The sequence below is a fragment of the Steroidobacter sp. genome (assembly GCF_036406195.1).
Taxonomy (GTDB): Bacteria; Pseudomonadota; Gammaproteobacteria; order Steroidobacterales; family Steroidobacteraceae; genus Steroidobacter.
In genome coordinates this window covers 194,880-217,624 of record NZ_DASWVW010000055.1, presented here as the reverse complement: position 1 = coordinate 217,624, position 22,745 = coordinate 194,880, and the positions used below count along the sequence as shown (strand labels likewise).

Annotated in this window: 20 protein-coding genes; 17 read left to right on the top strand and 3 right to left on the bottom strand. The window is 63.6% G+C overall.

Going from position 1 to position 22,745, the window contains the following annotated elements; all coding sequences use genetic code 11:
• Positions 1-4: 4 nt before the first annotated feature.
• From msbA to VGE08_RS21535, 5 genes are all read left to right on the top strand, one after another.
• A complete protein-coding gene (gene msbA, locus VGE08_RS21555) occupies positions 5-1,768 on the top strand; it encodes a lipid A export permease/ATP-binding protein MsbA (protein WP_331069988.1) in 1,764 nt (587 codons plus the stop codon).
• 83 nt (positions 1,769-1,851) lie between these two features.
• Positions 1,852-2,892 (top strand): tetraacyldisaccharide 4'-kinase, encoded by a 1,041-nt coding sequence (lpxK, locus tag VGE08_RS21550; protein WP_331069987.1) that lies wholly within the window; start codon positions 1,852-1,854, stop codon positions 2,890-2,892.
• Positions 2,893-2,908: 16 nt separating this feature from the next.
• Positions 2,909-3,097 carry a Trm112 family protein gene (locus VGE08_RS21545; RefSeq protein WP_331069986.1) on the top strand — a complete coding sequence of 63 codons (189 nt, stop codon included), beginning with the start codon at positions 2,909-2,911 and terminating at the stop codon, positions 3,095-3,097.
• A gap of 4 nt (positions 3,098-3,101) precedes the next feature.
• The gene (gene kdsB, locus VGE08_RS21540; RefSeq protein ID WP_349258760.1) at positions 3,102-3,896 is read left to right on the top strand and encodes a 3-deoxy-manno-octulosonate cytidylyltransferase; all 795 of its coding nucleotides are present in this window, start codon (positions 3,102-3,104) and stop codon (positions 3,894-3,896) included.
• A 320-nt stretch (positions 3,897-4,216) separates the two neighbouring features.
• On the top strand, positions 4,217-4,705 hold the full coding sequence (locus VGE08_RS21535) for a low molecular weight protein-tyrosine-phosphatase (RefSeq protein ID WP_331069984.1): 489 nt from the start codon (positions 4,217-4,219) through the stop codon (positions 4,703-4,705).
• A 68-nt stretch (positions 4,706-4,773) separates the two neighbouring features.
• Here the strand turns inward: VGE08_RS21535 and VGE08_RS21530 are convergent, their stop codons facing one another.
• Positions 4,774-7,371, bottom strand: coding sequence for an Rne/Rng family ribonuclease (locus VGE08_RS21530; protein ID WP_331069983.1), 2,598 nt, complete (start codon positions 7,369-7,371; stop codon positions 4,774-4,776).
• 486 nt (positions 7,372-7,857) lie between these two features.
• Between VGE08_RS21530 and VGE08_RS21525 the strand changes: the two genes are divergently transcribed.
• On the top strand, positions 7,858-8,874 hold the full coding sequence (locus VGE08_RS21525) for an RluA family pseudouridine synthase (protein ID WP_331069982.1): 1,017 nt from the start codon (positions 7,858-7,860) through the stop codon (positions 8,872-8,874).
• 241 nt (positions 8,875-9,115) lie between these two features.
• On the opposite strand, the gene VGE08_RS21520 is transcribed toward VGE08_RS21525, so the two are convergent.
• Positions 9,116-9,691, bottom strand: a complete 576-nt coding sequence (locus VGE08_RS21520) for a nucleoside triphosphate pyrophosphatase (protein WP_349258769.1) — start codon at positions 9,689-9,691, stop codon at positions 9,116-9,118.
• 155 nt (positions 9,692-9,846) lie between these two features.
• On the opposite strand from VGE08_RS21520, the gene VGE08_RS21515 reads away from it, so the two are divergent.
• From VGE08_RS21515 to VGE08_RS21500, 4 genes are all read left to right on the top strand, one after another.
• Positions 9,847-10,392: a DUF177 domain-containing protein gene (locus VGE08_RS21515; protein ID WP_331069980.1), complete on the top strand. Its 546-nt coding sequence runs from the start codon at positions 9,847-9,849 to the stop codon at positions 10,390-10,392.
• A gap of 72 nt (positions 10,393-10,464) precedes the next feature.
• The gene (gene rpmF / locus VGE08_RS21510; RefSeq protein ID WP_331069979.1) at positions 10,465-10,656 is read left to right on the top strand and encodes a 50S ribosomal protein L32; all 192 of its coding nucleotides are present in this window, start codon (positions 10,465-10,467) and stop codon (positions 10,654-10,656) included.
• Positions 10,657-10,680: 24 nt separating this feature from the next.
• A complete protein-coding gene (gene plsX, locus VGE08_RS21505; RefSeq protein WP_349258768.1) occupies positions 10,681-11,706 on the top strand; it encodes a phosphate acyltransferase PlsX in 1,026 nt (341 codons plus the stop codon).
• Positions 11,707-11,815: 109 nt separating this feature from the next.
• Complete coding sequence (locus VGE08_RS21500; RefSeq protein WP_331069977.1) at positions 11,816-12,859, top strand: L,D-transpeptidase family protein; 1,044 nt, start codon at positions 11,816-11,818, stop codon at positions 12,857-12,859.
• 325 nt (positions 12,860-13,184) lie between these two features.
• Here VGE08_RS21500 and VGE08_RS21495 read toward each other — a convergent pair whose 3' ends face one another.
• Positions 13,185-13,496, bottom strand: a complete 312-nt coding sequence (locus VGE08_RS21495) for an alanine-zipper protein (RefSeq protein WP_331069976.1) — start codon at positions 13,494-13,496, stop codon at positions 13,185-13,187.
• 376 nt (positions 13,497-13,872) lie between these two features.
• Between VGE08_RS21495 and VGE08_RS21490 the strand changes: the two genes are divergently transcribed.
• From VGE08_RS21490 to lexA, 7 genes are all read left to right on the top strand, one after another.
• The gene (locus tag VGE08_RS21490; RefSeq protein WP_331069975.1) at positions 13,873-14,550 is read left to right on the top strand and encodes a GspH/FimT family pseudopilin; all 678 of its coding nucleotides are present in this window, start codon (positions 13,873-13,875) and stop codon (positions 14,548-14,550) included.
• A gap of 26 nt (positions 14,551-14,576) precedes the next feature.
• Positions 14,577-15,050: a type IV pilus modification protein PilV gene (pilV, locus tag VGE08_RS21485; RefSeq protein ID WP_331069974.1), complete on the top strand. Its 474-nt coding sequence runs from the start codon at positions 14,577-14,579 to the stop codon at positions 15,048-15,050.
• Positions 15,051-15,059: 9 nt separating this feature from the next.
• A complete protein-coding gene (locus VGE08_RS21480) occupies positions 15,060-16,256 on the top strand; it encodes a PilW family protein (protein ID WP_331069973.1) in 1,197 nt (398 codons plus the stop codon).
• Positions 16,257-16,264: 8 nt separating this feature from the next.
• Complete coding sequence (locus tag VGE08_RS21475; RefSeq protein WP_331069972.1) at positions 16,265-16,870, top strand: pilus assembly protein; 606 nt, start codon at positions 16,265-16,267, stop codon at positions 16,868-16,870.
• Between the two features lie 27 nt (positions 16,871-16,897).
• A complete protein-coding gene (locus tag VGE08_RS21470) occupies positions 16,898-21,538 on the top strand; it encodes a pilus assembly protein (protein ID WP_331069971.1) in 4,641 nt (1,546 codons plus the stop codon).
• Between the two features lie 14 nt (positions 21,539-21,552).
• Positions 21,553-21,969: a type IV pilin protein gene (locus VGE08_RS21465; protein WP_331069970.1), complete on the top strand. Its 417-nt coding sequence runs from the start codon at positions 21,553-21,555 to the stop codon at positions 21,967-21,969.
• Positions 21,970-22,115: 146 nt separating this feature from the next.
• Positions 22,116-22,742, top strand: coding sequence for a transcriptional repressor LexA (lexA, locus tag VGE08_RS21460; RefSeq protein WP_331069969.1), 627 nt, complete (start codon positions 22,116-22,118; stop codon positions 22,740-22,742).
• Positions 22,743-22,745 lie beyond the last annotated feature (3 nt).

Below are 22,745 nucleotides of genomic sequence, written 5' to 3'. Positions count from 1 at the left end.
CACCATGCCATCTTCCGATCGCGGCTCGAAGCCTGCCGTTCCGGCCGACGCCTGGCAAACCTATCGCCGGCTGATCGGCTATCTGCGCCCGCACCGGGGCATGTTCCTGCTGGGCGTGCTCGGCGCCATGGTGTTCTCGGCGAGCATGGTGAGCTTCACGGCCTTCGCCAAAGTGTTCGGTGACGGCACCTTCGAGAATCGCGATCCCCGCACCATCGTCTGGTTGCCGCTGGCGCTGATCGGCTTGTTCCTGCTGCGCGGCCTGGGCGACTTCACCCAGACCTACTGCATGGGTTACGTGGGCCGCCGCATCGTCAAGCGGCTGCGCGGCGAGATCTTCGAGCGCGTCGTGCATCTGCCGGTGGGCTACTTCGACCGCAATTCCAGCAGTGTGCTGCTGAGCAAGCTCACCTACAACACCGAGCAGGTCGGCAACGCTTCCACCGATTCGGTGCTGATCACGGTGCGCGAGGCGCTGACCATCATCGGCTCGATCGCCGCGCTGTTCTATTTCAACGCGCGGCTGGCGGCCATCGCGCTCATCATGGGCCCGCTGGTGGCCTGGCTGATCGGCATCATCAACAAGAAGTTCCGGCGCTACAGCCATCGCATCCAGAACTCGGTGGGCGACATCACACGCATCGCCAAGGAAACATTGGAGGCGCCGCGCGTCATCAAGGTGTACAACGCCGAGGACTACCAGACCCGCCAGTTCGAGAACGTCAACGAGCACAACCGCCGCTCCCACATGCGGCTGGTGCTGACCAAGGGTCTGTCCAATCCGGTGGTGCAGATGGTCACGGCCACCGGCTCGGCCATCGTGCTGTCCATCGCCATTTCCGACGCCATCAACCAGCGCACCAGCATGGGTGACCTGCTGGCATTCTTCGTGGCGCTGGTCGGCATCGCTCAGCCACTGCGTGCGCTGGTCGGTGTCGCGGGGCCGCTGCAGCAGGGCATTGCGGCGGGGCAGAGCATTTTCGAGCTGCTCGATGAGCCTGCCGAGCCCGCCGGTGGCCACGTCGTGGCCGAGCGGGTGCGCGGCGCCATCGAATACGAGAATGTTTCCTTTACCTATCCGGTGGGCAAGGGCGTCGCCTTGCACGAGGTGAGCCTGCGGGTCGACCCCGGCCAGAGAGTAGCCATCGTCGGCCGTTCCGGCAGCGGCAAGTCGACGCTGGTGAACCTGTTGCCACGTTTCTACGAGCCCGACTCGGGCAGCATTCGCATCGACGGGCGCGAGTTGAGCGAGTACCGGCTCAGCAACTTGCGCGATCAGATCGCGGTGGTCAGCCAGGAAGTGGTGCTGTTCAACGATACCATCCGCGCCAACATCGCCTTCGGACGCGATGTGACGAACGAGCAGATCGAGCGCGCGGCGGAGGCGGCACTGGTCATGGACTTCGTGCGCGAGCTGCCGGCGGGGCTGGATACGATGGTCGGCGATCGTGGCGTGTTGTTGTCCGGCGGTCAGCGGCAACGCATCTCGATTGCACGTGCCTTGCTGAAGGATGCGCCGATCCTGATTCTCGACGAGGCCATGTCGGCACTCGACACCGAGTCGGAGCGCATCATCCAGGACGCGCTCGAGCGGCTCATGCACAACCGCACCACGCTGGTCATCGCGCACCGTTTGTCGACAGTCGAGACCGCCGACCGCATCCTGGTGATGGAGGCGGGCAAGATCATCGAAAGCGGCACCCATGCCGAGCTGATCGCGCAACAGGGACAGTACGCGACGCTGCATCGGATGCAATTCAACGCATGAGCGCGGCGCGCCGCCAGGTCGACGGTTGCAGCTTGCGATGTGTGGCGGTTGCTGCCGCCCATGGCGTCTGACGAGCAGCACTGATGGATGCGTTCCTGCAGCGAGTCTGGTACGAGCGCCGATCGCAGTGGTTCTCGCTGTTGCTGCTGCCGCTGTCGTGGTTGTTCGCGCTTGTCTCGGGGGCGCGGCGGGCAGCGTATCGACGCGGTTGGCTGCAGTCGTTTCGAATGACTCGTCCGGTGCTCGTCGTCGGCAACATCACGGTTGGCGGCACGGGCAAGACGCCGATGACGATCTGGCTGGCAGAGCAACTTCATGCGCGCGGACTTCGGGTCGGCATCGTGTTGCGTGGTTATGGCGGCCGGTCCACCCGGTGGCCTTGCGATGTGACGAATGAAACATCCGCCGAAGAAGCAGGGGACGAGGCGGTACTGCTGGCGCAGCGTACTGGAGCCTTGATTGTCGCGGGACCGGACCGGGTTGCCGCAGCCAGGCGTGCTATCGAGCGGGGGGCCGAGGTCGTCGTTTGCGACGATGGCATGCAGCACTATCGTCTGGCGCGCGATCTCGAATTGGCCGTGATCGATGAGCGTCGCGGGTTGGGTAACGGTCGCCTGCTGCCAGCCGGGCCCCTGCGTGAACCTGTGGGACGCTTGAACAGCGTCGACTTGAAGATTCTGACGCGGCGCTCCGTCAGCGCTGATCCGTCCCCCATTCCCGGCGCGGTGGTCGCCATGCCCCAGTTAGGCGATGCGGTATCGCTTGGCACGGGAGAGCGTCGCGCATTGCAAACCTTCGTCGGCACGCGCGTGCACGCGATCGCCGGAATCGGCAATCCGCGGGCCTTTTTCGACGCGCTGTCCGCCCTGGGTTTGACCATCGAGCCGCATCCTTTTCCGGACCACGCACGCCTGACCGCCGCCGATGTGACGTTCCCGGACGGCGCGCCGGTGCTGATGACCGAGAAGGATGCAGTAAAATGCCGGCCGGGCGCCGACGCCGCAAGCATCGCGAATTGCTGGGCCGTGCGCCTGGACATCTCGATGAGCGAGGCCGACGCGCAGACCCTGCATCGTTTGCTCGATCGCGTGCTGGGCGCCGACGCCGGCCGCGCCGTCAACTGAAATCGCCGGAGCGTTCATGGACTCCAAACTGCTCGACATCCTCGCCTGTCCGCTCTGCAAGGGCCCCTTGCAGTACGTGAAGGCGCAGCAACTGCTGGTCTGCCGCGCGGATCGGCTGGCTTATCCCATTCGTGACGGCATTCCCGTCATGCTCGAAGACGAAGCGCGCACGCTCGAGCCGATGGATCCGCTGCTGAAGGATTGAGGTGATGATGCCGCGGAATCCGCGACGGGGGAGCTTCAAAGTCGTCATTCCGGCGCGCTACGCGTCGGCTCGATTGCCGGCGAAGCCGCTGCTCGACATCGCCGGGCGGCCGATGATTCAGTGGGTCATCGACGCCGCGGCACGCAGCGGTGCCGACGAAGTGCTGGTGGCTACCGACGATGAACGTATCGCCGCCGCCGCCATCGATCCTCGGACCGGCCAATCGATCGCGGTGATGACGAGCGCCAATCATCCCTCCGGTACGGACCGCATCGCCGAAGTCGCCGCCAGGCGCGGCTGGGACAAGCGAACCATCGTGGTCAACGTGCAAGGTGACGAGCCCATGTTGCAGCCCGCGCTGGTGGAACAGGTCGCTTCACTGCTGGATCAGCACGCCGACGCTGACATCGCGACGCTCTCCACGCCGGTCACGAGCCTGCACGAGTTTCTTGATCCCAATGTGGTGAAGGTGGTGACCGCACAAGACGGCACGGCGTTGTATTTCAGTCGCGCTCCAATTCCCTGGACTCGCGACGGCGCGCCGCAAGGACTGAGCAGCCAGACGAGTTTCACCGGCGCGCAACGTCATCTCGGAATCTATGCTTATCGCGTCGAAGCACTACAGCGCGTGACCGCTCTGCCGCCGGCCGAGCTGGAGCTCACCGAAAAGCTCGAGCAATTGCGCGCCCTGCAAGCCGGCATGAAGCTCGTCGTCGCCGTGGCATCCGCGGCCCCGTCAGCCGGAGTAGATACAGAAGCTGATTTGTCGCGCGTGCGCGCCGCATTGTCGGGCGACTGACGCGAACGCCAGACTAGGGAGATCGAATCGCCGCTCGCTCTCGCGAGCTCCGTGTAGTGCGCGGTCTCCAGCAAGTTGCTGTCCCAGCGAACCAGCAGGTAACCCAGGTCCATCACGCGCAGGACCGTACCGTCAGGAAACTGCGGACGGTTGCGCGCGAGCACTCGATCTCCTTCAGCCAAGTCATGAGGTCCGTTTGCCATGAGGGACGCGGAAAAGGTCAGACAGGCCCCGTATAGGCCCCGTATAGGCCCTGAATAAGGCTCGGCGCGCGTTCGCGATTACAATGGCAACCCAGTAACGCAAGATCGAGGGGACCCATGGGAGCTCGTAGCGTCAATCGCCTCTTGTTTGTCTGCATGGGCAATATCTGCCGCTCGCCGACGGCCGAGGGCGTGTTCCGACAGGTGTTGGCGGCGCACGCGCCGGATTTGCAGATCGAGATTGATTCGGCCGGCACGCATGGCTATCACGTCGGCTCGCCGCCCGACGATCGCGCCATCGCTGCGGCCAGGCGCCGGGGCATCGACCTGTCGCAATTGCGGGCGCGCATGATCGCCGCCGAAGACTTCGAGTCCTACGACCTGATCCTGGCGATGGACGAGGAGAACTTGCAGGAACTGCGGCGTCGCGCGCCGGCCGGTCATCACCATCGCATTCGTCTGATGATGGAGTTCGCACCACACGCTCCCTCGCGCCATGTGCCCGATCCGTACTATGGCGGGCCGCAGGGATTCGAAGAAGTGCTGGATCTGCTGGAAGAGGCGGCACAGGGGCTGATCGCCGAGCTGCGCTCGTGGCAACGGTAGTAAGGGCTCATCCATAAAAAAGGGCCGGCAGTGCCGACCCTTTAATGCATCTCAGTGCATCGATTCGACTACTCGTCGCGGTGTGTGCCGCCGGACGTGCCACTGCCCCAGGAACTACTGCCGCTCGAAGGCGACGAGCTCCACACGGTGTATTTGTCGCCACCGCCCGCCGCTGCAGCGGCGTGAGGCTCGGACTCACGCGGCTTCGGAGCGGGGGCGGGGGGAGGCGAAGCGTCGCTCGTCTGTTCGCGCGGAGCTTCCGAACGAGGCGTCTCGGGGCGTGGAGCAGGAGCGCCACCAGCGAAACCATTGCCTCCGCTGCTCGATTCACGAGGCGCGCCTTCGCTCGACGAGCTGGCACCGGAAGAGGCGCCGCCTGACGAGTCACCGCTGAATGAACCCCCCTCGGAAGACGAGCCGCCCAATGGGTTGCCGCCTTGGGTGTGGCCGTCGGCGCCGCCCTGACCAGCGGCTACGTTGCCATCCTCACCACCGCGACCGCGGCCACGACGACGGCGACCACGACGGCCACGGCCGCCGCGCTCACCTCGCTCTCCACGTTCGCCAGTGCGCTGTGCGTCCGCCGGTGCACCGGTTGCAGCCGGAGCAGCTGTGCCTTCCGCAGGGGCTGCGGCCTGAGCGGCTGGCGCGCGTTGCGGCTGCTGCTGTTGACGCTGTTGCTGCTGCGAACGAGGGCCCTCGCCGCCGTGTTCACGCGGCTTGCGATCCTGGCGCTGCTGTTGTTGATGACCGTCGCGACGAGCTTCCTGCGCAGGCTTCTCGGCGCGCTGTTCGTGTTTGCCCCCGCGATCACGATCGCGGTCGCGAGAGCCACGACGGTCGCGATCACGGTCACGGCCATGACGCCCATCGCCTCGATCGCGGCGACCCTCGGAACGCGAACGCGAGCTGTCGCGACGGGCGGGTTCACTGGCAGGCGCGGGCGGGGTGCCCGTGCCAAAGAAGAAGCGCCAAAGCTTCACGAAAATACCGATCTGCTCGGCCGGCGTGGGCGGCGGAGCGATGGTGGTTTCAAGCGCGATGGTCGGGGGTGGCGGCAAGCTCGGCACCGTCGATGTCACAACCGCGGGAGCCGCGGCGGCCGCGCGCTCTTCGCGCTTGGCGAGCTGTTCGGCCGTGGGCTGGGGCGCGACCGGGATCAAATGGCTGACGGTCGAGTTCTCGGGCAAGCCGGCTTCATCGTCACGGACACGGCGGATTTCGTACGCCGGCGTTTCCATGTACTTGTTGGGGACCAGCACCACCTGGACGCTGCTCTTGGCTTCGATGTTGTTGAGCCATTCGCGCTTCTCGTTCATGAGATAGGTCGCGACTTCCACCGGCAGCTGGGCGATGACCTTGACGGTGCGGTCCTTGCGCGCCTCTTCGCCGATCAGACGCAACAGCGCCAGGGCCAGCGAATCGACGCTGCGAATCGAGCCCATGCCATTGCACCGCGGGCAACTGATGCTCGCCGACTCGCCGATGGACGGCCGCAGGCGCTGACGAGACAGCTCCAGCAATCCGAAGCGCGAGATGCGGCCGATCTGGATGCGAGCGCGGTCCTGCTTCACGGCGTCGCGCAGACGATCTTCGACCGCACGCTGGTTCTTTTGCGACTCCATGTCGATGAAGTCGATGACGATCAGGCCACCGAGGTCGCGCAGGCGCAGTTGCCGGGCGATTTCGTCCGCGGCTTCCAGGTTGGTGTTCAGAGCCGTGGTTTCGATGTCCGTGCCACGAGTGGCGCGGGCGGAGTTGATGTCGATCGAGACCAGTGCTTCGGTCGGATCGATGACGATGGAGCCGCCCGAGGGCAGGTTCACCTTGTGAGAGTGCGCCGACTCGATCTGGTTCTCGATCTGGAAGCGCGTGAACAGCGGCACGCTGTCTTCGTAGAGCTTCAGCTTGCGCAGCCCGGCCGGCATGAAGCGCTGCATGTACTGCTGCGCTTCGTTGTAGATCTCCGGGTTGTCGATCAGGATCTCGCCGATGTCATCGGACAGATAGTCGCGCAGCGCGCGAATGATGGCCTTGGACTCCTGATAGATCAGGAAGGGAGCGGGCCTGCCTTCGGCCGCCGAGGCGACCGCGTTCCAGACTTCCTTCAGGTTGTCCAGGTCCCACTGCAGTTCCTCGGCCGTGCGGCCGACGCCGGCGGTGCGCACGATGGCGCCCATGCCTTCGGGAATCTGAACCTGGTCGAGTGCTTCACGCAGCTGCTCGCGATCTTCGCCTTCGATCCGGCGCGACACACCGCCGGCACGGGCGTTGTTCGGCATCAGCACCAGGAAGCGGCCGGCGAGGCTGATGAAAGTCGTGAGAGCGGCGCCCTTGTTGCCGCGTTCTTCCTTTTCGACCTGGACGATGACCTCCTGGCCTTCGCTCAACAGGTCGCGAATGTTGCCGCGGCCCGGCGACTGGCCGTCCTTGAAATACTCGCGGGAGACTTCTTTCAGCGGCAGAAAGCCGTGACGCTCGGCGCCGTAATCGACGAAGCAGGCTTCCAGGCTGGGCTCGACGCGGGTGATGCGTCCTTTATAAACGTTGGCTTTTTTTTGTTCCCGGGACGGGACTTCTACATCCAGATCGTAAATTCGCTGTCCATCAACCAGTGCGACGCGCAACTCCTCTTCCTGAGTCGCGTTGACTAACATTCTCTTCATGAGGCCCTTCTAAGGATTCGAAAAGGGCCGGGCGAGCACGCACGGCGGGCGCGAGCCATGGAGGCAGAAAGGGGCGATCGGGGAATGTCTTCATCCGATGTTGCCAGCGCGGTTCCCTGGTGGTGATAACCGGGGGAATCCGGCGCGTTTTTTATCCTGTCGCTTTGGCGGTCCCGCTCGTAGGCGTGGGCCGTCGACCCGGAATACGAGGTGCGTCATTCCGGCATCGCCGTTCGCGCGGCCGAGCGATGGTCTGCGACCCTGTCCAGTCGAGCAGGCAGGTCTGAGCAGAACCAACTAAGATGCGGCCCCCTTCGGCTGGCGAAGAATGCCGCGCATCGGTGCACGTGCGCCGCTGGACCGATCGGTGTGGACGATCTGTGTCTGGACGCGCGTGAACCTGAAATCGTCGCGGAACATATCACAGGGCAACCGTTCAATCAATGGTCAATCAATAAGTTACGAGCGCTTCCCAAGATTACTCACATGCCTGGTTCCGCCCCCTCGAATTCCGACGACGATTCCTCCGCGCCGCGCGCCGGCAAAAGCGCTGGAGTCAGCTACGTGGAGGCGGGCGAGGGCGATGCCGGACAACGCATCGACAACTTCCTGAGCCGCATCCTGAAAGACGTGCCGCGCAGCCTCGTCTATCGCATTCTGCGCACCGGCGAGGTGCGCGTGAACGGCAAGCGAGCCAGGCCTGACCATCGTCTGGCCGCAGGCGATCGAATTCGCCTGCCACCGCTGCAACGGAAGACCGAGGAGCAGCGAGCAGCCGAGCGCAGCGCCCCGTCCCGTTCATTGAGGGACTTCGTCGCGGGCGCCATCATTCATGAAGATCGCGATCTCATCGTCGTGAACAAGCCTGCTGGCGTTGCGGTTCACGGCGGCAGCGGATTGAGCGCGGGTGTGATCGAAGCACTGCGCGCCACGCGCCCCGAATTGAAAGAGCTGGAGCTGGTGCATCGACTCGATCGGGACACCAGCGGTGTGCTGCTGATCGCGAAACGTCGTGCCGTGCTTCGGGAGCTGCACGCACTGCTTCGCGAACGCGACATGGAAAAGCGCTATCTCGCGCTGGTGGTCGGGCGCTGGCCGTTTGGCACCAAGACCATCGACCTGCCGTTGAAGACCAACTTGAAGCAAGGCGGGGAACGCGTCGTGCGCGTGCATGCGGACGGCCAGCAAGCGGTCACGACGTTCACGCCCATTCAGCACTTCGGCAAGCTGGCCACGCTGTTGGATGTCTCATTGGGCACGGGCCGCACGCACCAGATTCGTGTGCATGCCGCGCACGCCGGTCATCCCATCGCGGGCGACGAGAAATACGGCGATCGCGAACGCGACGCGAAGCTGAAGCCATATGGCCTGCAGCGCATGTTCCTGCACGCTCACTCGCTGACGTTCGAGCGCAAGGGCGCCAAGCCGTTCACCATCAGCGCGCCACCACCGCCCGATTGGCAGGCGGTGATCGAGAATCTCAAGAAAGGTCTGAAGCGCTGAGATTGGTCGCGGGGCGTGATGTGGGCCGTGCCACCGGTACCACAATCAACCGCCCAAAAAGATCAAGAACGCCCCGTTGACTCGATCAAGCGCCCGGCACCCGACTCTCAGACTGGCTGGAGGTGACGGGCAAAGCCGCCCGCCCGCCTACATTTGCAGGGTGGCTAACCAAGTGCTGGATCGCCACCCCGAGCTGCTCGAGGAAATCAGAGCGGCATGATTCCCCTGGCGTCGGCGCGCTTCAGGGCAGATTGAAGCCGTTCTTCCGGAGTGCGCCTGCCAGCCAGATCAGCGGCAGGCCGATGAGCGCGGTGGGGTCTTGCGAATCGATGCGGTTGAACAGCGCCACGCCGAGCGACTCCACTTTGAACCCGCCCGCGCATTCATAGGGCTTGTCGCGCGCCACATAGCGCTTGATCTCGTCCTCGTTGAGTTGACGAAAATGCACCGTGGTCAGATCGACATGGCCGAGGTTGGTGGCCGCGGCCGTGTTGATCACATGCACGGCGGTGTGAAACACGACGCGCTGACCGCTCAGGGATTTGAGTTGCGCGATGGCGCGCTCGCCCGAGCCCGGCTTGCCGAGCACGTCCCGGCCACACAGCGCCAGCTGGTCGGAACCGATGACCAGGCTGTTGGTGTGCCGGCTGGCGACCGCTTCAGCTTTGGCCCGAGCCAGCCGCTGTGCCAGGTCCACCGCGGCCTCGCCCGGGAGCGGTTCCTCGTCGACGTTCGACGCCGCGACCGTGAAAGGAATCCCCAGCCGTTCCAGCAGTTGCCGGCGATAAGTCGAGGTGGACGCAAGCACCAGCCGCAGCCCGTTGGGGGGAGGGCTCATGGCCATACCCCGGGTGCGTTACTGGCGGGTTTTGTGAGGCCGCCCATGGGCCGGATTACAAGCTGTGAGAAAACAAACATTTACGCCTTTCTTTTTTTGACACCACAGGGGGTGATGGCTAGTATACGCGCCCCATGCCGCGACCCCCGGCCGCTCCTGTAGACAATATTGTTGACGCAGAGGTCTGCGCGCGGGCGGGAAGCACGATTGCACGCAGTTTTTCCGCCGCCGAGCTGCCGCGCCTGCGCGAGGCCGGTGGCCATGACGATGCGGCGGTCGAGGCCAATTTCCAGTTCTCCCAGTTCGACGGCCGACCTGCCGTGACGGGCGAGCTGCACGGCACGGTGGTGCTGACGTGTCAGCGCTGCATGCAGCCGGTGATGGTCGATGTCGACGACAGCTTCCAGGTGTTGCTGGTCGACGCCGAGCGCAGCGACGAGCCGGGCGGTTACGAGCCGGTGGTCGCCAAGGCCTCGCGACTCGATCTGGGCTGGCTGGCGGAGGAGCAGGTGCTGCTCGCGTTGCCGCTCGTGCCGATGCACGACAACGTGGACTGCGCGGCACAGGAAATTGCAGCGAGCGAGGCAGCCGGGGACGGCGAGCACGCGGACGAGGTCGATGAGGCCGCCGCGACTCACCAGCCGTTCCGGAATCTGCGAGACCTGCTGCGGAAGTCGTGACGCTGGTTGTGAAGTGACCGTTCGCGCCGAGCGCGTCTCGTAGAATCGTATTTGTTTGGTTGGAGAGTAGTCATGCCTGTTCAGAAAAGCCGAAAGACCCCGTCCAAGCGCGGCATGCACCGCTCGCACGACGGCCTCGAGCGTCCGGCGCTGTCGGTCGATCCGACGTCCGGCGAAACCCATTCCCGTCATCGCATCACGCCCGATGGTTTCTATCGCGGCAAGAAAGTGATCGAGAGCCGCGAAAAGCCCGATTCGGAATAAGCCGTACTCCAGCGAGTACCGGGTCTGAGTAATCGGCCAGTCACCATCGCGGTGGATGCCATGGGGGGCGATCACGGCCCCTCGGTCACCGTGCCCGCGGCGCTCGCAGCCCTGCAGCGCGACGCCGACCTGCGCATTACGCTGGTCGGCCTGAAGGATCCCGTCCAAGCCTTGTTGAGCGGCGCGTCTGCGTCGGTGCGCTCGCGCATTCAGCTGCGTGAGGCATCGCAGGTCGTGACCATGGACGAGAAGCCGCAGGAGGCCCTGCGCAAGAAGAAAGACTCGTCCATGCGCGTCGCCATCGAGTTGGTGAAAGCGGGCGAGGCTGACGCGTGCGTGAGCGCCGGCAATACCGGTGCGCTCATGGCCACGGCGCGGTTCGTGCTGAAGACCATCGAAGGGATCGACCGGCCCGCGATCATTTCGCGCATCCGCGCCCGTCATGGGCACACTCACATGCTCGATCTCGGCGCCAATTCCGCATGCAGCGCCGAGCACCTGTTCCAGTTCGCCGTGATGGGGTCAGTGGTCGCGTCGGACATGCACGGCATCGCCCGGCCGCGAATCGGCATCCTCAATATCGGCGAAGAAGAAACCAAGGGCGACAGCGTGGTGCAGGAAGCGGCACGGCTGCTGACGGCCAGCAAGCTGAACTACATCGGCTTCGTGGAAGGCGACGATATTTTCTCCGGCGAGGTGGATGTCGTGGTTACCGATGGCTTCACCGGCAACGTGGCGCTGAAAACCATGGAAGGCCTGGCCAACATGCTGGTCGGGGCGCTCAAGACCGAATACACGCGCAATCCGCTGCGCTATGTCGGCGCGCTGGCCTCGTGGCCGGTGCTGCGGTCTTTGCGCAAGGAATTCGATCCACGCACCTACAACGGAGCGAGCATGGTCGGGCTGACCGGAGTGGTGATCAAGAGCCACGGCAGCGCCGACACGGTGTCGTTCACCAATGCCATTCATGTCGGGCTGGTCGAGGCGCGTAAGGGCGTGCCAACCCAAATCGCGAACCTGCTCAAGTCGCAGCAGCCGGCGGTGGCTTGAAATCGATCACAGCAGCATAATTGAGACCTTGACAGGGAGCCGGGCATCCCTTGCGGAATCGCTGCCGGCTCACACTTGGGGTCGTTTGCGGCTGCTAGACTCTGCGCTCATGAAGATCCGCTCTTTCGAGAACAGGCTCGGCAACGTGCTGACCGATGCCCTGACCAAAACCTTGGCCAATGCATTGGGCGCCGTGGCGTTGCTCGTCGGCACGAATGCCCTGGCCGCGACATATACGTTGCCGGTGGGCACCGATACCGTCATCGGCGAAGTCCAGAAAGTGGTCGCAGTCCACGAGGACACGCTGCTGGATATCGGCCGGCGTTTCGGTGTCGGTTACGAGGAGATCGTCGCGGCCAACCCGGGCGTCAGTCCGTGGCTGCCGGGGGCGGGCACGGAAGTGGTGATTCCGTCGCGTTACATTCTTCCCGACGCGCCGCGCGAAGGCATCGTCGTCAGCCTGTCCGAACATCGGTTGTTTTATTTTCCGCCGCACAAGCCGGGCGAGGCGGCGGTGGTTCATACGTATCCCATCAGTGTCGGGCGCATGGATTGGCATACACCGCTCGGTCTCACGCGCATCGTGAACAAGCGCGAGAAGCCGATCTGGTATCCGCCGGAGTCGGTGCGCAAGGAACATGCGGCGGAAGGGCGCCCATTGCCCAAGGCTGTGCCGCCGGGGCCCGACAATCCGCTCGGCGATTACGCGATGCGCCTCGGCATTCCGGGCGGCGCCTATCTCATCCACGGCACGAATCGCCCGTCCGGCGTCGGCATGCAGGTCACGCATGGTTGCGTGCGGATGTTTCCGGAGGACATCAAAGATCTCTATGCGATGGTGCCGGTGAATACGCCGGTGCGCCTGATCGATCAGCCGTACAAGATGGGCTGGCTGGGCGGGGAGCTGTACATGGAAGTGCACACGCCGCTGGAGGGCACGGATAAAACCGATGCGCACAGCCTCACCAACATCACCAAGCTGCTGGTCTCGGCCACGCAGGAGCGGCCGGATATCTCCACGTCCGGCGCCATCGATTGGGCCAAGGCCGAGCGCACCTTCGAGCTCGCCAGCGGCATTCCCGAGCCGGTGATGCTGCGTCCAGCGAGCGTTCCCGCGACCGTCCAGGTCATCAGCGACTCAGCCGGCCGATAACACCGTCCCCGATAGCATTCGAATACGCGCGTTCCAACGCACTGTGGCGCGCGCTGATAAACTGCGCGCGCGGACCCCGCGGCCGAGGTCACCTAAACCACCGAGTTAGTCCATGGCCAAGGTTGTGGGGTCCGTCTTGTTTTCGGATTCGGGGTCGCGCTGCCGGACGGGGCGGGCAACATCCATGTGCCTGGTCAAGAGTGCTCCGGAGATACGAGCGCGGTTGAGGACAGCGCGGCGCTTCGTCGAAACGGCGAATTGTCTGGCCCAAAAAAAACGCCGCGGATTGCTCCGCGGCGTCTCGTTCGATCGAGATCGAGCCGAATTACTTCGACTGCGACTTCTTGAACATGCGGTCGATCTTCTCGTTGGTCGCGTCACAGCAGGCCTGGCTGGCCTGAGCGGCCTGCAGAGCCTGGTTGGCAGCGCTCTGCGCGCTGTCAGCAGCGGAACGAGCGGACTGGGCCGCGGCGGCAGCGGAGTCGGCGGCAGCCTTGGCGGCGGCGGCGTCCTGCACGGCCTTGTCGGCAGTGGCCTTGATTTCATCAACGGTCTTCTGCGACACGCAACCGCTGGCAGCAACGAGAGCCAGCGCAGCAATACCTGCCTTCAGCGTGGTGGAGATGGGTTTCTTCATGACTTCTTTCCCCTTCGTACTGGGTCGGATAAAAAAGGACCAGAGCGACAAATTTTCACGGCCTCTTAATACACGGGAGTTATGGCGGGTTCCCGTATATCAGGCTCACCAGCTTCTTTGTTTGTAAAAGCTGCCGGCAGGCCGAGGCGCGGAGAATACAAGATTGAGGGCTGTCTATAAAGCTTATGTCGCCAGTGCGTCTGCAGGCCGCGACATTTGCTCTCTTATCTCTCTTTCAGATCTTCCATGGTTGCGGGCATTGACAGGGCGTTGACGTGACCTGAACCGTGGCTGCGGCCGTTCGCGCAGCGCTGCCACGATTTCACAGAATGAGCACGCCGACGCCGTCCATCTTCGTGCCCGGGCCGCCGGTCGGATGCAGTTGCCGCTGGTCGAGCGGGCGGGCAATTTGCGCGCCATGAAAAAGGCACCCACTCCCATCAGGTGGCCAACCAGGTGGCCGAGCCTGCCGCGCCGGACCCGGGGCTTCACCATCCTGGAGCTCATGATCACCGTCGCGGTACTGAGCATCCTGGTCGGTGTCGGCATCCCGTCCTTCCAGGACATGATGCGCCGTAATCGCCTGGCCACGCAGACCAACCAATTGCTCGGTGCGCTCGCATACGCCCGGAGCGAAGCGGTGAAGCGGGGCGTGCGCGTGACCGTGTGCCCGGCGAACGATGCTCAGGATGCCTGCTCCGACGACGGCAGGTGGGCGCAGAACGGGATGATCATCTTCACCGACAACGTCGGCGCCGTGGGCGAGGTCACCATGGGCGACGAAGACGATCCCGAGAACAACGATGCCATCCTGCAACGCTTGCCCGCGGCGGCCGATCAGAACATCAACATCCGCAACCCGCGCATCCTGATCAGCTACATGCAGAACGGCAACCTGGAATTGCCGCCCGGCGAGGATTCGCAATTCATCCTCGCGCCGGAGAATTGCCAAGACCCGAACGGCGCTCGCCTGGTGCAGGTGATCGCGGCGGGCCGCGCCAGCGCGCGTCCGGCCGCATGCCCCGCTGCCGACCCCGAGCCCGACGCCGGCTGATGGACAGAACATCGGTGGACACTTTCATGAGATCCCTTGTTTCTCCGCCTCGTTGTTCGCGCCTCGCGCGTCATGCCGCCGGCATGACGTTGGTCGAAGTGCTGGTGACGCTGGTCATCATCTCGGTCGGGTTGCTCGGCGTCGCCGCCATGCAACTCGCCACCGTGCGCAACAACCAGGACGCCTACGTGCGCTCCCAGGCTGCGGTACTCGCGGGCGACATGCTGGATCGCATGCGGGCCAATCGCAGCGACGAGCTTGGCAACAGCAAAGCGGACCAGTACGAGATCGCCATCGACGAGGAAGACGTACCCGACACGCCGGAGGGAGACGAAATCGCCAACTGGCGCAGGATCCTGGAGACACAGCTTCCGGATGGGCGCGGCGGCATCGCCTATGACGCGGTGACCAACCTCGTCACCATCACCATTCAGTGGGGCGAGCGCGCCAACGATCCAGACGACCGTCAGCTGACCTTCGTGACCAACAGCACGATCTGAGGCGCGCCCATGCAAGTCACTATCAGGAATCGGATGTCCGGCCTCAGCCTGGTGGAGCTGATGGTCGCGCTCGGCATCAGTGTGCTGCTGCTCATGGGAGTGGTCGCCCTGTTCGTCAGCTCGCGCACGAGCTACGAGACCACGGAGCGGTTGTCTCGCATCCAGGAGAATGGTCGCTTCGCCCTCGACCAAATCGCAGTGGACGTCCGCGCGACCGGCTTCAACGATTGCGCGCGGGCAATCCCTGGCGCGAAAGCTGTCAATTATCGCCTCAACGTGACGCAGAACCCGTTTCCGCCACCGCTGCCCGGTGAAGAGCCGGAGGATGTGGCGCCCGTGCTTCCCGACCCACGCTGGAACTTCGCCCAGCCGGTGTTCGGCATCCAGGCGACCGGCGACGAGTTCGTGCTGCCCGCGGGGATGGCTCTGGCGGATCTGGATCTCGAGCCCGTGCCGAACGCGGCTGGCGACATACTGGTCCTGCGCGTGCCCAACCGCGAAGTACGCTCCATGCAACTGCGCATGCCGCAGGCCCAGGGATTCGATCCCTTGACGGTGCGTCACTTCGAACCGGTGCCGTTCCAGGTCGGTGACACCGTGATGGTGTCCGATTGCGAGGCGCGCGCCTACTTTCAGGTGACGAGCTACAACCCGGGAACCGGGGAAGTGGGGCACGCCGTAACCCCAGCGACGGATGGCGGCAGCTCGGGCGTGGATCGGCCGGGTAATCGCTCCGCTACGTTCATTCATCCGTTCAAGAACGGCGCCACCATCGTGCCGATCAGCACGATGATCTATTACCTCGCACCGAGCCGCGACAACGATCCGGCTGTCGTCGACGACCCGGAGCGCGCGGATGAGCTGCGCATGTCGCTATATCGCAAGACCGGCGGTGCCGCGCGCAGCGACGAGATTGCCGAAGGCATCGAGCGGATGGAAGTCCGCTTTGGCGTCGACGAGGACCCGATCGACACCAGAGTCGATACCTATGTGTCCGCGGACGAAGTGAAGGATTGGAACTCCGTCATGACGGTGCAGATCGCGCTGCTGGCGCGTGCCCCCGAGGAATTCGGTACCGATCGCGATGAGCAGACCTACGTGATGCTCTCCGGCGAGGAGGAAATCGTGGTCGGCCCGTTCAACGACCGCAATCTGCGCAAGGTCTTCACGGCGACGCTCGCTTTGCGCAACCAGGTCATCGATTGAAGGTGTGTATGAAGCACTATCGACAGGCTCATCGTTTCATTACCCGGCAGCGTGGCGCCGCGCTCGTGATCAGCCTGCTGCTGCTGCTGGTCATGACATTGCTCGGATTGGGCGCCAGCCAGAGCACGCGCTTGCAAGAGCGCATGGCCGGCAATCAGCGGGACCAGGAGCTTGCGTTACAGGCCGCGGAAGCAGCCTTGCGCTACGCGGAAAGCCACGTGTCGGGGGAGAGGGGGGGCGGCGCGCCCGTGATCAACTGTTCGAGCCCCGGTGGCGTCACGTGCAAATCCTACGATCAACGCACGTTGGTGGATCCCCTTACCAACGTGGCCCTCGATCTGGCCAATCAGTCCGATGAGTGGTGGGAACGATGGGGCCGCAAGCTGGGCAGCGACCCGGATGACGGTAACGTGGATCTCGAGATCGAAGGCGTCGCCAGTGCGCCGGAATCGATCGTCGAATTTCAGGGTGAGCGCAAAGACTCCCTGAGCGAGGGCGGCTCGAATTTCAACGTAACACGCGAGTTCTATACGGTCACCGCTCGCTCCACCGGCCAGACCGAGAACGCCCGGGTCGTCATCCAGAGCTCCTACTCCAAGCTTGCTTTCAATTAAACATCCGAGCTGACACAGGTTATGCAAATGCTCAAGCAGTACATGATCCGCTGTTGGTCGCTCAGCGCCGCCGCGCTCGCCGTGCTCGCCGCGGCGCCAACGCACGCCGCGCCGCTGAATCTCAGCCAGATTCCGCTGTACATCGCGCCGACTGCCACGCCATTGAACATGCTCGTGGTGGGGCGCGATCACAAGCTCTACTACGAGGCTTACAACGACGCCTCGGATCTGAACGGCGACGGCAAGATCGACGTGGGCTACAAGGGCTACCTGCCGAACGACGCCGGCGGTATCGACTACTACGGCTACTTCGACTCTTACAAGTGCTACACGTATGCGAACGACCTGTTCTCCCCGGTCAGGTTCACGACCGACAAACAGTGCGGCGAAGCGGGAGAGTGGAGCGGCGACTATCTGAACTACCTGACCATGTCGCGCATTGACGCCTTGCGTAAGGTGCTCTACGGCGGCAAGCGCGCGGTGGACACGGACAGCTCGACCGTGCTGGTCCGTTCGCACATTCCCATGGATGCGCACAGCTGGGGCAAGGAATATTCCTGGGACGCACCGGCGGCTTTCGATATCCGGAAATTCACTCCCTTCGAGCGTCCCACGCAGGGCAAGCGTCATCTGTTCGCGAACACCACGCCGAACGTCAACGCGTCCGTATGGACCGATGACAATGGGCAGCCGAGATTGCGAGTGCTGACCAACCAGACGTATCGGATCTGGGAGTGGGTCAGCAAGGAGAGTCCGGTGGCCGGCACGCGCATCGCGCCGGCAGGCTCCGGCGACGTGACCGTCGATCCCACCGACTATCAGGTGCGGATCGAGGTTTGCAAATCCGAGGCGTTGATCGACTCCGCCCGCAATACCGAGAACTGCAGACGTTATCCCGATGGCAACTACAAGCCCACGGGCTTGTTGCACGAGTTCGGCGAAAACGACTCGATGATGTTCGGTCTGCTCTCCGGTTCATACACCGCGAACAAGAGCGGCGGCGTGCTGCGCAAGAACGTCAGCTCGTTCCGTGACGAGATCAACGAAGACGACGGTACCTGGAATACCAATGTGCAGGGCATCGTCCATACGCTGGACAGTCTGCGTAGCGCGGCCTACACCCGCTATACCAGCAACGGCGGCACCAGCTACGACTGCGGTCTGCCGGCCATGGCGCGCGGCGCCCCGGCCGACGGTACTTGCCGCATGTGGGGCAATCCGGTGGCGGAAATGATGTACGAGACGCTGAAGTACTTCAACGGAATGAGCCCGACTTCGCAGTTCACCGCCATCCAGGGCAGCAGCAACACGAACATCGAGAGTGTACTCGGCCTGCCGCGACCGGCCTGGCGAGATCCCTACTCCGACGCGAAATATCCGACGTGCTCCAAACCGTTCCAGACGGTGATGGCCGATATCAACAACTCGTACGATTCCGATCAGCTGCCCGGCTCGCGATTCGCCAACGCCGTCAGCCCCTCGGGTCCGCTTCCCGGCCTGGATGTGGGGGACCTTGCCGACAAGATCACGTCGGTCGAAGGGGACATCGCGGGTCGCGAATTCTTCATCGGTGAAGCCAATGGCGAGTACGACGGTACGCCCACGCCGAAGACGGTGACCAGTCTCGCAACCGCTCGCGGTCTCGCACCCGAGGAGCCCACCAAGGAAGGCGGCTATTACGCCGCGAGCGTCGCTTATCACGGTCGCACCAACCGTGCGAACTCACTCACCGAACAGCGCGTGCAGACGTTCGCTGTGGCGCTGGCGTCGCCGCTGCCGCAGATCAAGATCCCGATGGGCGACGATCGATTCATCACGCTGGTGCCGTTCGCCAAGTCGGTGGCCTATGGCAGTGATATCAAACGCGATCGCGGCCAGTTCCAGCCCACCAACCAGATTGTCGATTTCTACGTGGAGGACATCGCGGAGGATCAGCGCAGCGGCACGTTCCAGGTGAACTTCGAGGATGTCGAAGCCGGTAACGACCATGACATGGACGCGATCGTGCGCTACAGCTACCGGGTCACCGGCGCCAACACGGTGCAGGTGGACGTTACTTCAGACTACCAGGCCGGCGGCATCGTTCATCACATCGGCTATGTGATCTCCGGAACCGACGGGACCGATGGCGTCTATCTGGTGGTGCAGGATTGCAACAAGCAGACGGATGGCACCTACATCTGCAATGGCAGCGATCCGGACTACTTCCTGGACACGCCGCCAGGCGAGCTGCCGGGCGGCAAATGGAATGACGGGGAGCCTCTGCCCGCAACTTCGTCGCGCACCTTCACTGCGAGCAGCGGCAGCGGTGCGTCGCTGCTCAAGGATCCGCTGTGGTACGCCGCCAAGTGGGGTGGCTTCGAGGATGTGGATGGCGGTCAGCCCAACGTGCCGGACGATCCGCGGGAGTGGGATGCCAATGGCGACGGCATCCCGGACAACTACTTCCTGGTCACCAACGCGTTGACGTTGAGCCAGCAGTTGCGCGAGACCTTCAGCGCGATCATCAACCGATCCTCTTCGGTGACGGCGGTCGCCGTGAATGGCGGCGCCATCAGCACCGACACTCGCATCTACCAGGCACGTTTCGATACGGCCGATTGGAGCGGTGAGTTGCGCTCCTATGCGCTGGAAAACCGCGAAGTCGTCACGCCCGCGCGATGGGAAGCGAGCGCGCGCATGCGGAATACGAGTTGGACCGCACGCAACATCATTACAGTCAATAATGACGGCAGCGCCGTGCCCTTCACCTGGGACAACGGCATCGACGATGACCGCAAGCTACAGCTGCATTCCAATGCGAACATCGCCAAGACCTATCTCGAGTATCTGCGCGGCGATCCGAGGAACGAGGTCCGCAATGGCGGTACTCTGCGCAATCGCGCCACCGCGAGCGGTCAGCAGAAACTGCTGGGCGACATCATTTCGTCAGCGCCGCTCTATGTGGGCTCGCCGCGCGGCCGCTACAGCGACCGATTGGAAAAGAACAAGTATTCCGAGTTCTTCGACAAGCAGCGTAAACGCGACGGCGTGGTCTACGTGGGTGCCAACGACGGCATGCTGCACGCATTCCGGGCGGACCAGTACTACGAGACGCGCGACCCGGAGACCAACCGCTTGACCCAGACCGGGCGAAAGGACCGGGACGGCGAGGAACTGCTCGCGTTCATTCCCAAGACCGTGTTCGGCAACCTGGAGAAGCTGACCCGCCCGTCCTATTCGCACCAGTACTTCGTGGACGGCTCGCCCAATTCCAACGACGTCTATTTCGACGACGAGTGGCACACCGTGCTGGTAGGCGGTTTGAACAACGGCGGCCAGGGCATCTACGCGCTGGACGTGACCGATCCGGAGAAGCTCGGCAAGAACTCCTTCCTGTGGGAGATCAACGACCGTACCCCCGGTTTCGAGGATCTCGGCTACACCTACAGCCAGCCCGCGATCGTGCGGTTGGGCGATAAGGAAGATCCGGAGACCCGGCAGATCCCGCCCGGGGTCTGGGTGGCGGCGTTCGGCAACGGTTATAACAATACCGAGGTCGACCAGGCGACCAGCGCCACTGGCAACGCGGTGCTGTACATCGTCGATATCGAAACCGGCAAGTTGCTGAAGGCATTCGATACCGGCGTAGGCAGCGCCGATGACCCGACCGGCCAGAATCGCCCGAACGGCCTCGCCACACCGACCATGGTCGACACCGATGGCGACCGCATCGTCGATTTCGCCTACGTCGGCGACTTGTTCGGCAACGTGTGGAAGATCAATGTGTCCGGCAGCGACCCGAACGATTGGGACTTTGCCTTCAAGACCGCGGGCGGCAAGCCCGCACCATTCTTCGTCGCGAAGGATGACGATGGCAATCGCCAGCCGATCACCTCTCGCATGGAAGCCGCACCCGGCCCATACGGCGTCGGCGTACAGCTGCTGTTCGGCACGGGCAAGTACCTCGAAGGCATGGACAAGATCATCACGCCCACGCGGGTGCAGACGTTCTATGGCTTGTACGACGCCAATGGCAACGTAATCGACCCGGAAGCCGATCCCATGCCCGCGCAGATCGACGGCCGGGATCGCCTGGTCAAACAGACCATCGATCGGGAATTCCGCTTGGCCGATGGCACGTACGGCCGCACCACTTCGCAGAACAAGCTGGGCTCGCGAATGGGCTGGTACATGGACCTGGTGTCGCCCGGCAACCTCTACCAGGGCGAGCGCGTGATCGCCAATCCGTTCATTCGCGATGACCGCATCGTGTTCTCGACGTTGATTCCGAACAACGACGCCTGCGGTGCTGGCGCCAGGACCTGGACGATGATCCTGGACGTGCTCACCGGCAAGATGCTGCCGGGCCAGGTGGACACCAATGGCGACGGTTCGATCGACCCACCGCCCGGTGGCAGCAGTGGTGGCATTGGCAATCCGGACGACCCGGAGGACCCCGACGGCCCAGGCACTCCGGGCGGAGATGACGAGGAGTACGACGAAGACCTGGGCGGCTTCGGCGGCCAGGAAGGTGGCGAAGGTGGCGGAGGCCATCTGACCTGTGCCACCAAGGGCTGTGCGTACGACTACATCCTGTCGATCGACAAGGATGGCAACATCGACGCGCGCGCGATGCGCTCGTTCCTGGGCACGCGCGGCCGACAGTCGTGGCGGCAGATCAGATGAGGATGGGCAGCAGCATGCGGCGCAGGCAAGTGGGAATCACGCTCATCGAGCTACTGATAGCGGTGGCGATCGTCGGCATCCTCGCCGCCATCGCTTATCCGAATTACCGGCAGTACGCGCTGCGCGGCAATCGGACCGAGGCCAAGGCCGCATTGATGCAGGCGGCGCAGGAGCTGGAGAAGTGCTACACGCGTTATGGTCGATATGACGATGATCGGTGCACCACGTTCGACGCTCTCGACGACGGCGTCCGGGATAGCGAGGGGCGCCGGTATCAGATCTCCTTGAACATGGACAATACCGGCCGCGATGACTACGAACTGCAAGCGGTTCCACAGGGAGGGCAGGCGGTAGACTCCTGCGGCACCCTGACCCTCAATGCAACCGGCAGACGTAGCAGCGCTACGCCGGACGATCCCAAGTGCTGGTAGCTTCCCACCACTGACGACAACGATGTATGCGGCCTCCTTCACGGAGGCCGCTTGCTTTCATGCGCAAGTGACTGTATATAGACACAGGCATTGGATTTATATACAACTGTTCGCCCGCATCTTCATCACCACATCAAGTCGCCGCCATGTCAGAACTAACGCCTCGACAACGCGAGATCGTCAAGCTGATCCAGGAATCCCTGCGCGATAACGGCATGCCGCCGACGCGCGCCGAGATCGCGACCGCCATGGGATTCAAGTCGGCCAACGCCGCCGAAGAGCATCTGCGCGCCCTGCAGAAGAAGGGCGTGCTGGACATCATTCCCGGCGCCTCGCGCGGCATCCAGTTGAAAGATTCTCTTCGTGAGCAGATGGGCCTGCCGCTGATTGGTCGAGTTGCAGCCGGCAGGCCCATGCTCGCGGAGGAGCACATCGAGGGTCGCTATCAGATCGATCCGAAGATCTTCGCGCCGCGCGCGCACTACTTGCTCAAGGTGCGTGGCATGAGCATGAAGGACATCGGCATCCTGGACGGCGACCTGGTCGCGGTCCATCGCACGCCGGAAGTGCGCAATCGCCAGGTGGTGGTGGCGCGCCTGGACAATGAAGTGACGGTCAAGCGGTACAAGCAGGACGGCAAGATCGTCTGGCTGCTGCCCGAGAACGAAGAGTTCGAGCCCATCCGGGTGGACTTGAAGGAACAGTCGCTCATCATCGAGGGCATCGTGGTGGGCGTGCTGCGCCAGGGCAAGTCCAAGGGCCTGTTCCAGTAAGGG

What these genes read in the sequence shown, in the direction of transcription:
- msbA (WP_331069988.1), top strand. Translation starts at nt 5, where the DNA reads ATGCCATCTTCCGATCGCGGCTCGAAGCCTGCCGTTCCGGCCGACGCC.
- lpxK (WP_331069987.1), top strand. Translation starts at nt 1,852, where the DNA reads ATGGATGCGTTCCTGCAGCGAGTCTGGTACGAGCGCCGATCGCAGTGG.
- VGE08_RS21545 (WP_331069986.1), top strand. Translation starts at nt 2,909, where the DNA reads ATGGACTCCAAACTGCTCGACATCCTCGCCTGTCCGCTCTGCAAGGGC.
- kdsB (WP_349258760.1), top strand. Translation starts at nt 3,102, where the DNA reads ATGATGCCGCGGAATCCGCGACGGGGGAGCTTCAAAGTCGTCATTCCG.
- VGE08_RS21535 (WP_331069984.1), top strand. Translation starts at nt 4,217, where the DNA reads ATGGGAGCTCGTAGCGTCAATCGCCTCTTGTTTGTCTGCATGGGCAAT.
- VGE08_RS21530 (WP_331069983.1), bottom strand. Translation starts at nt 7,371, where the DNA reads ATGAAGAGAATGTTAGTCAACGCGACTCAGGAAGAGGAGTTGCGCGTC.
- VGE08_RS21525 (WP_331069982.1), top strand. Translation starts at nt 7,858, where the DNA reads ATGCCTGGTTCCGCCCCCTCGAATTCCGACGACGATTCCTCCGCGCCG.
- VGE08_RS21515 (WP_331069980.1), top strand. Translation starts at nt 9,847, where the DNA reads ATGCCGCGACCCCCGGCCGCTCCTGTAGACAATATTGTTGACGCAGAG.
- rpmF (WP_331069979.1), top strand. Translation starts at nt 10,465, where the DNA reads ATGCCTGTTCAGAAAAGCCGAAAGACCCCGTCCAAGCGCGGCATGCAC.
- VGE08_RS21500 (WP_331069977.1), top strand. Translation starts at nt 11,816, where the DNA reads ATGAAGATCCGCTCTTTCGAGAACAGGCTCGGCAACGTGCTGACCGAT.
- VGE08_RS21495 (WP_331069976.1), bottom strand. Translation starts at nt 13,496, where the DNA reads ATGAAGAAACCCATCTCCACCACGCTGAAGGCAGGTATTGCTGCGCTG.
- VGE08_RS21490 (WP_331069975.1), top strand. Translation starts at nt 13,873, where the DNA reads ATGCAGTTGCCGCTGGTCGAGCGGGCGGGCAATTTGCGCGCCATGAAA.
- pilV (WP_331069974.1), top strand. Translation starts at nt 14,577, where the DNA reads ATGAGATCCCTTGTTTCTCCGCCTCGTTGTTCGCGCCTCGCGCGTCAT.
- VGE08_RS21480 (WP_331069973.1), top strand. Translation starts at nt 15,060, where the DNA reads ATGCAAGTCACTATCAGGAATCGGATGTCCGGCCTCAGCCTGGTGGAG.
- VGE08_RS21475 (WP_331069972.1), top strand. Translation starts at nt 16,265, where the DNA reads ATGAAGCACTATCGACAGGCTCATCGTTTCATTACCCGGCAGCGTGGC.
- VGE08_RS21470 (WP_331069971.1), top strand. Translation starts at nt 16,898, where the DNA reads ATGCTCAAGCAGTACATGATCCGCTGTTGGTCGCTCAGCGCCGCCGCG.
- VGE08_RS21465 (WP_331069970.1), top strand. Translation starts at nt 21,553, where the DNA reads ATGCGGCGCAGGCAAGTGGGAATCACGCTCATCGAGCTACTGATAGCG.
- lexA (WP_331069969.1), top strand. Translation starts at nt 22,116, where the DNA reads ATGTCAGAACTAACGCCTCGACAACGCGAGATCGTCAAGCTGATCCAG.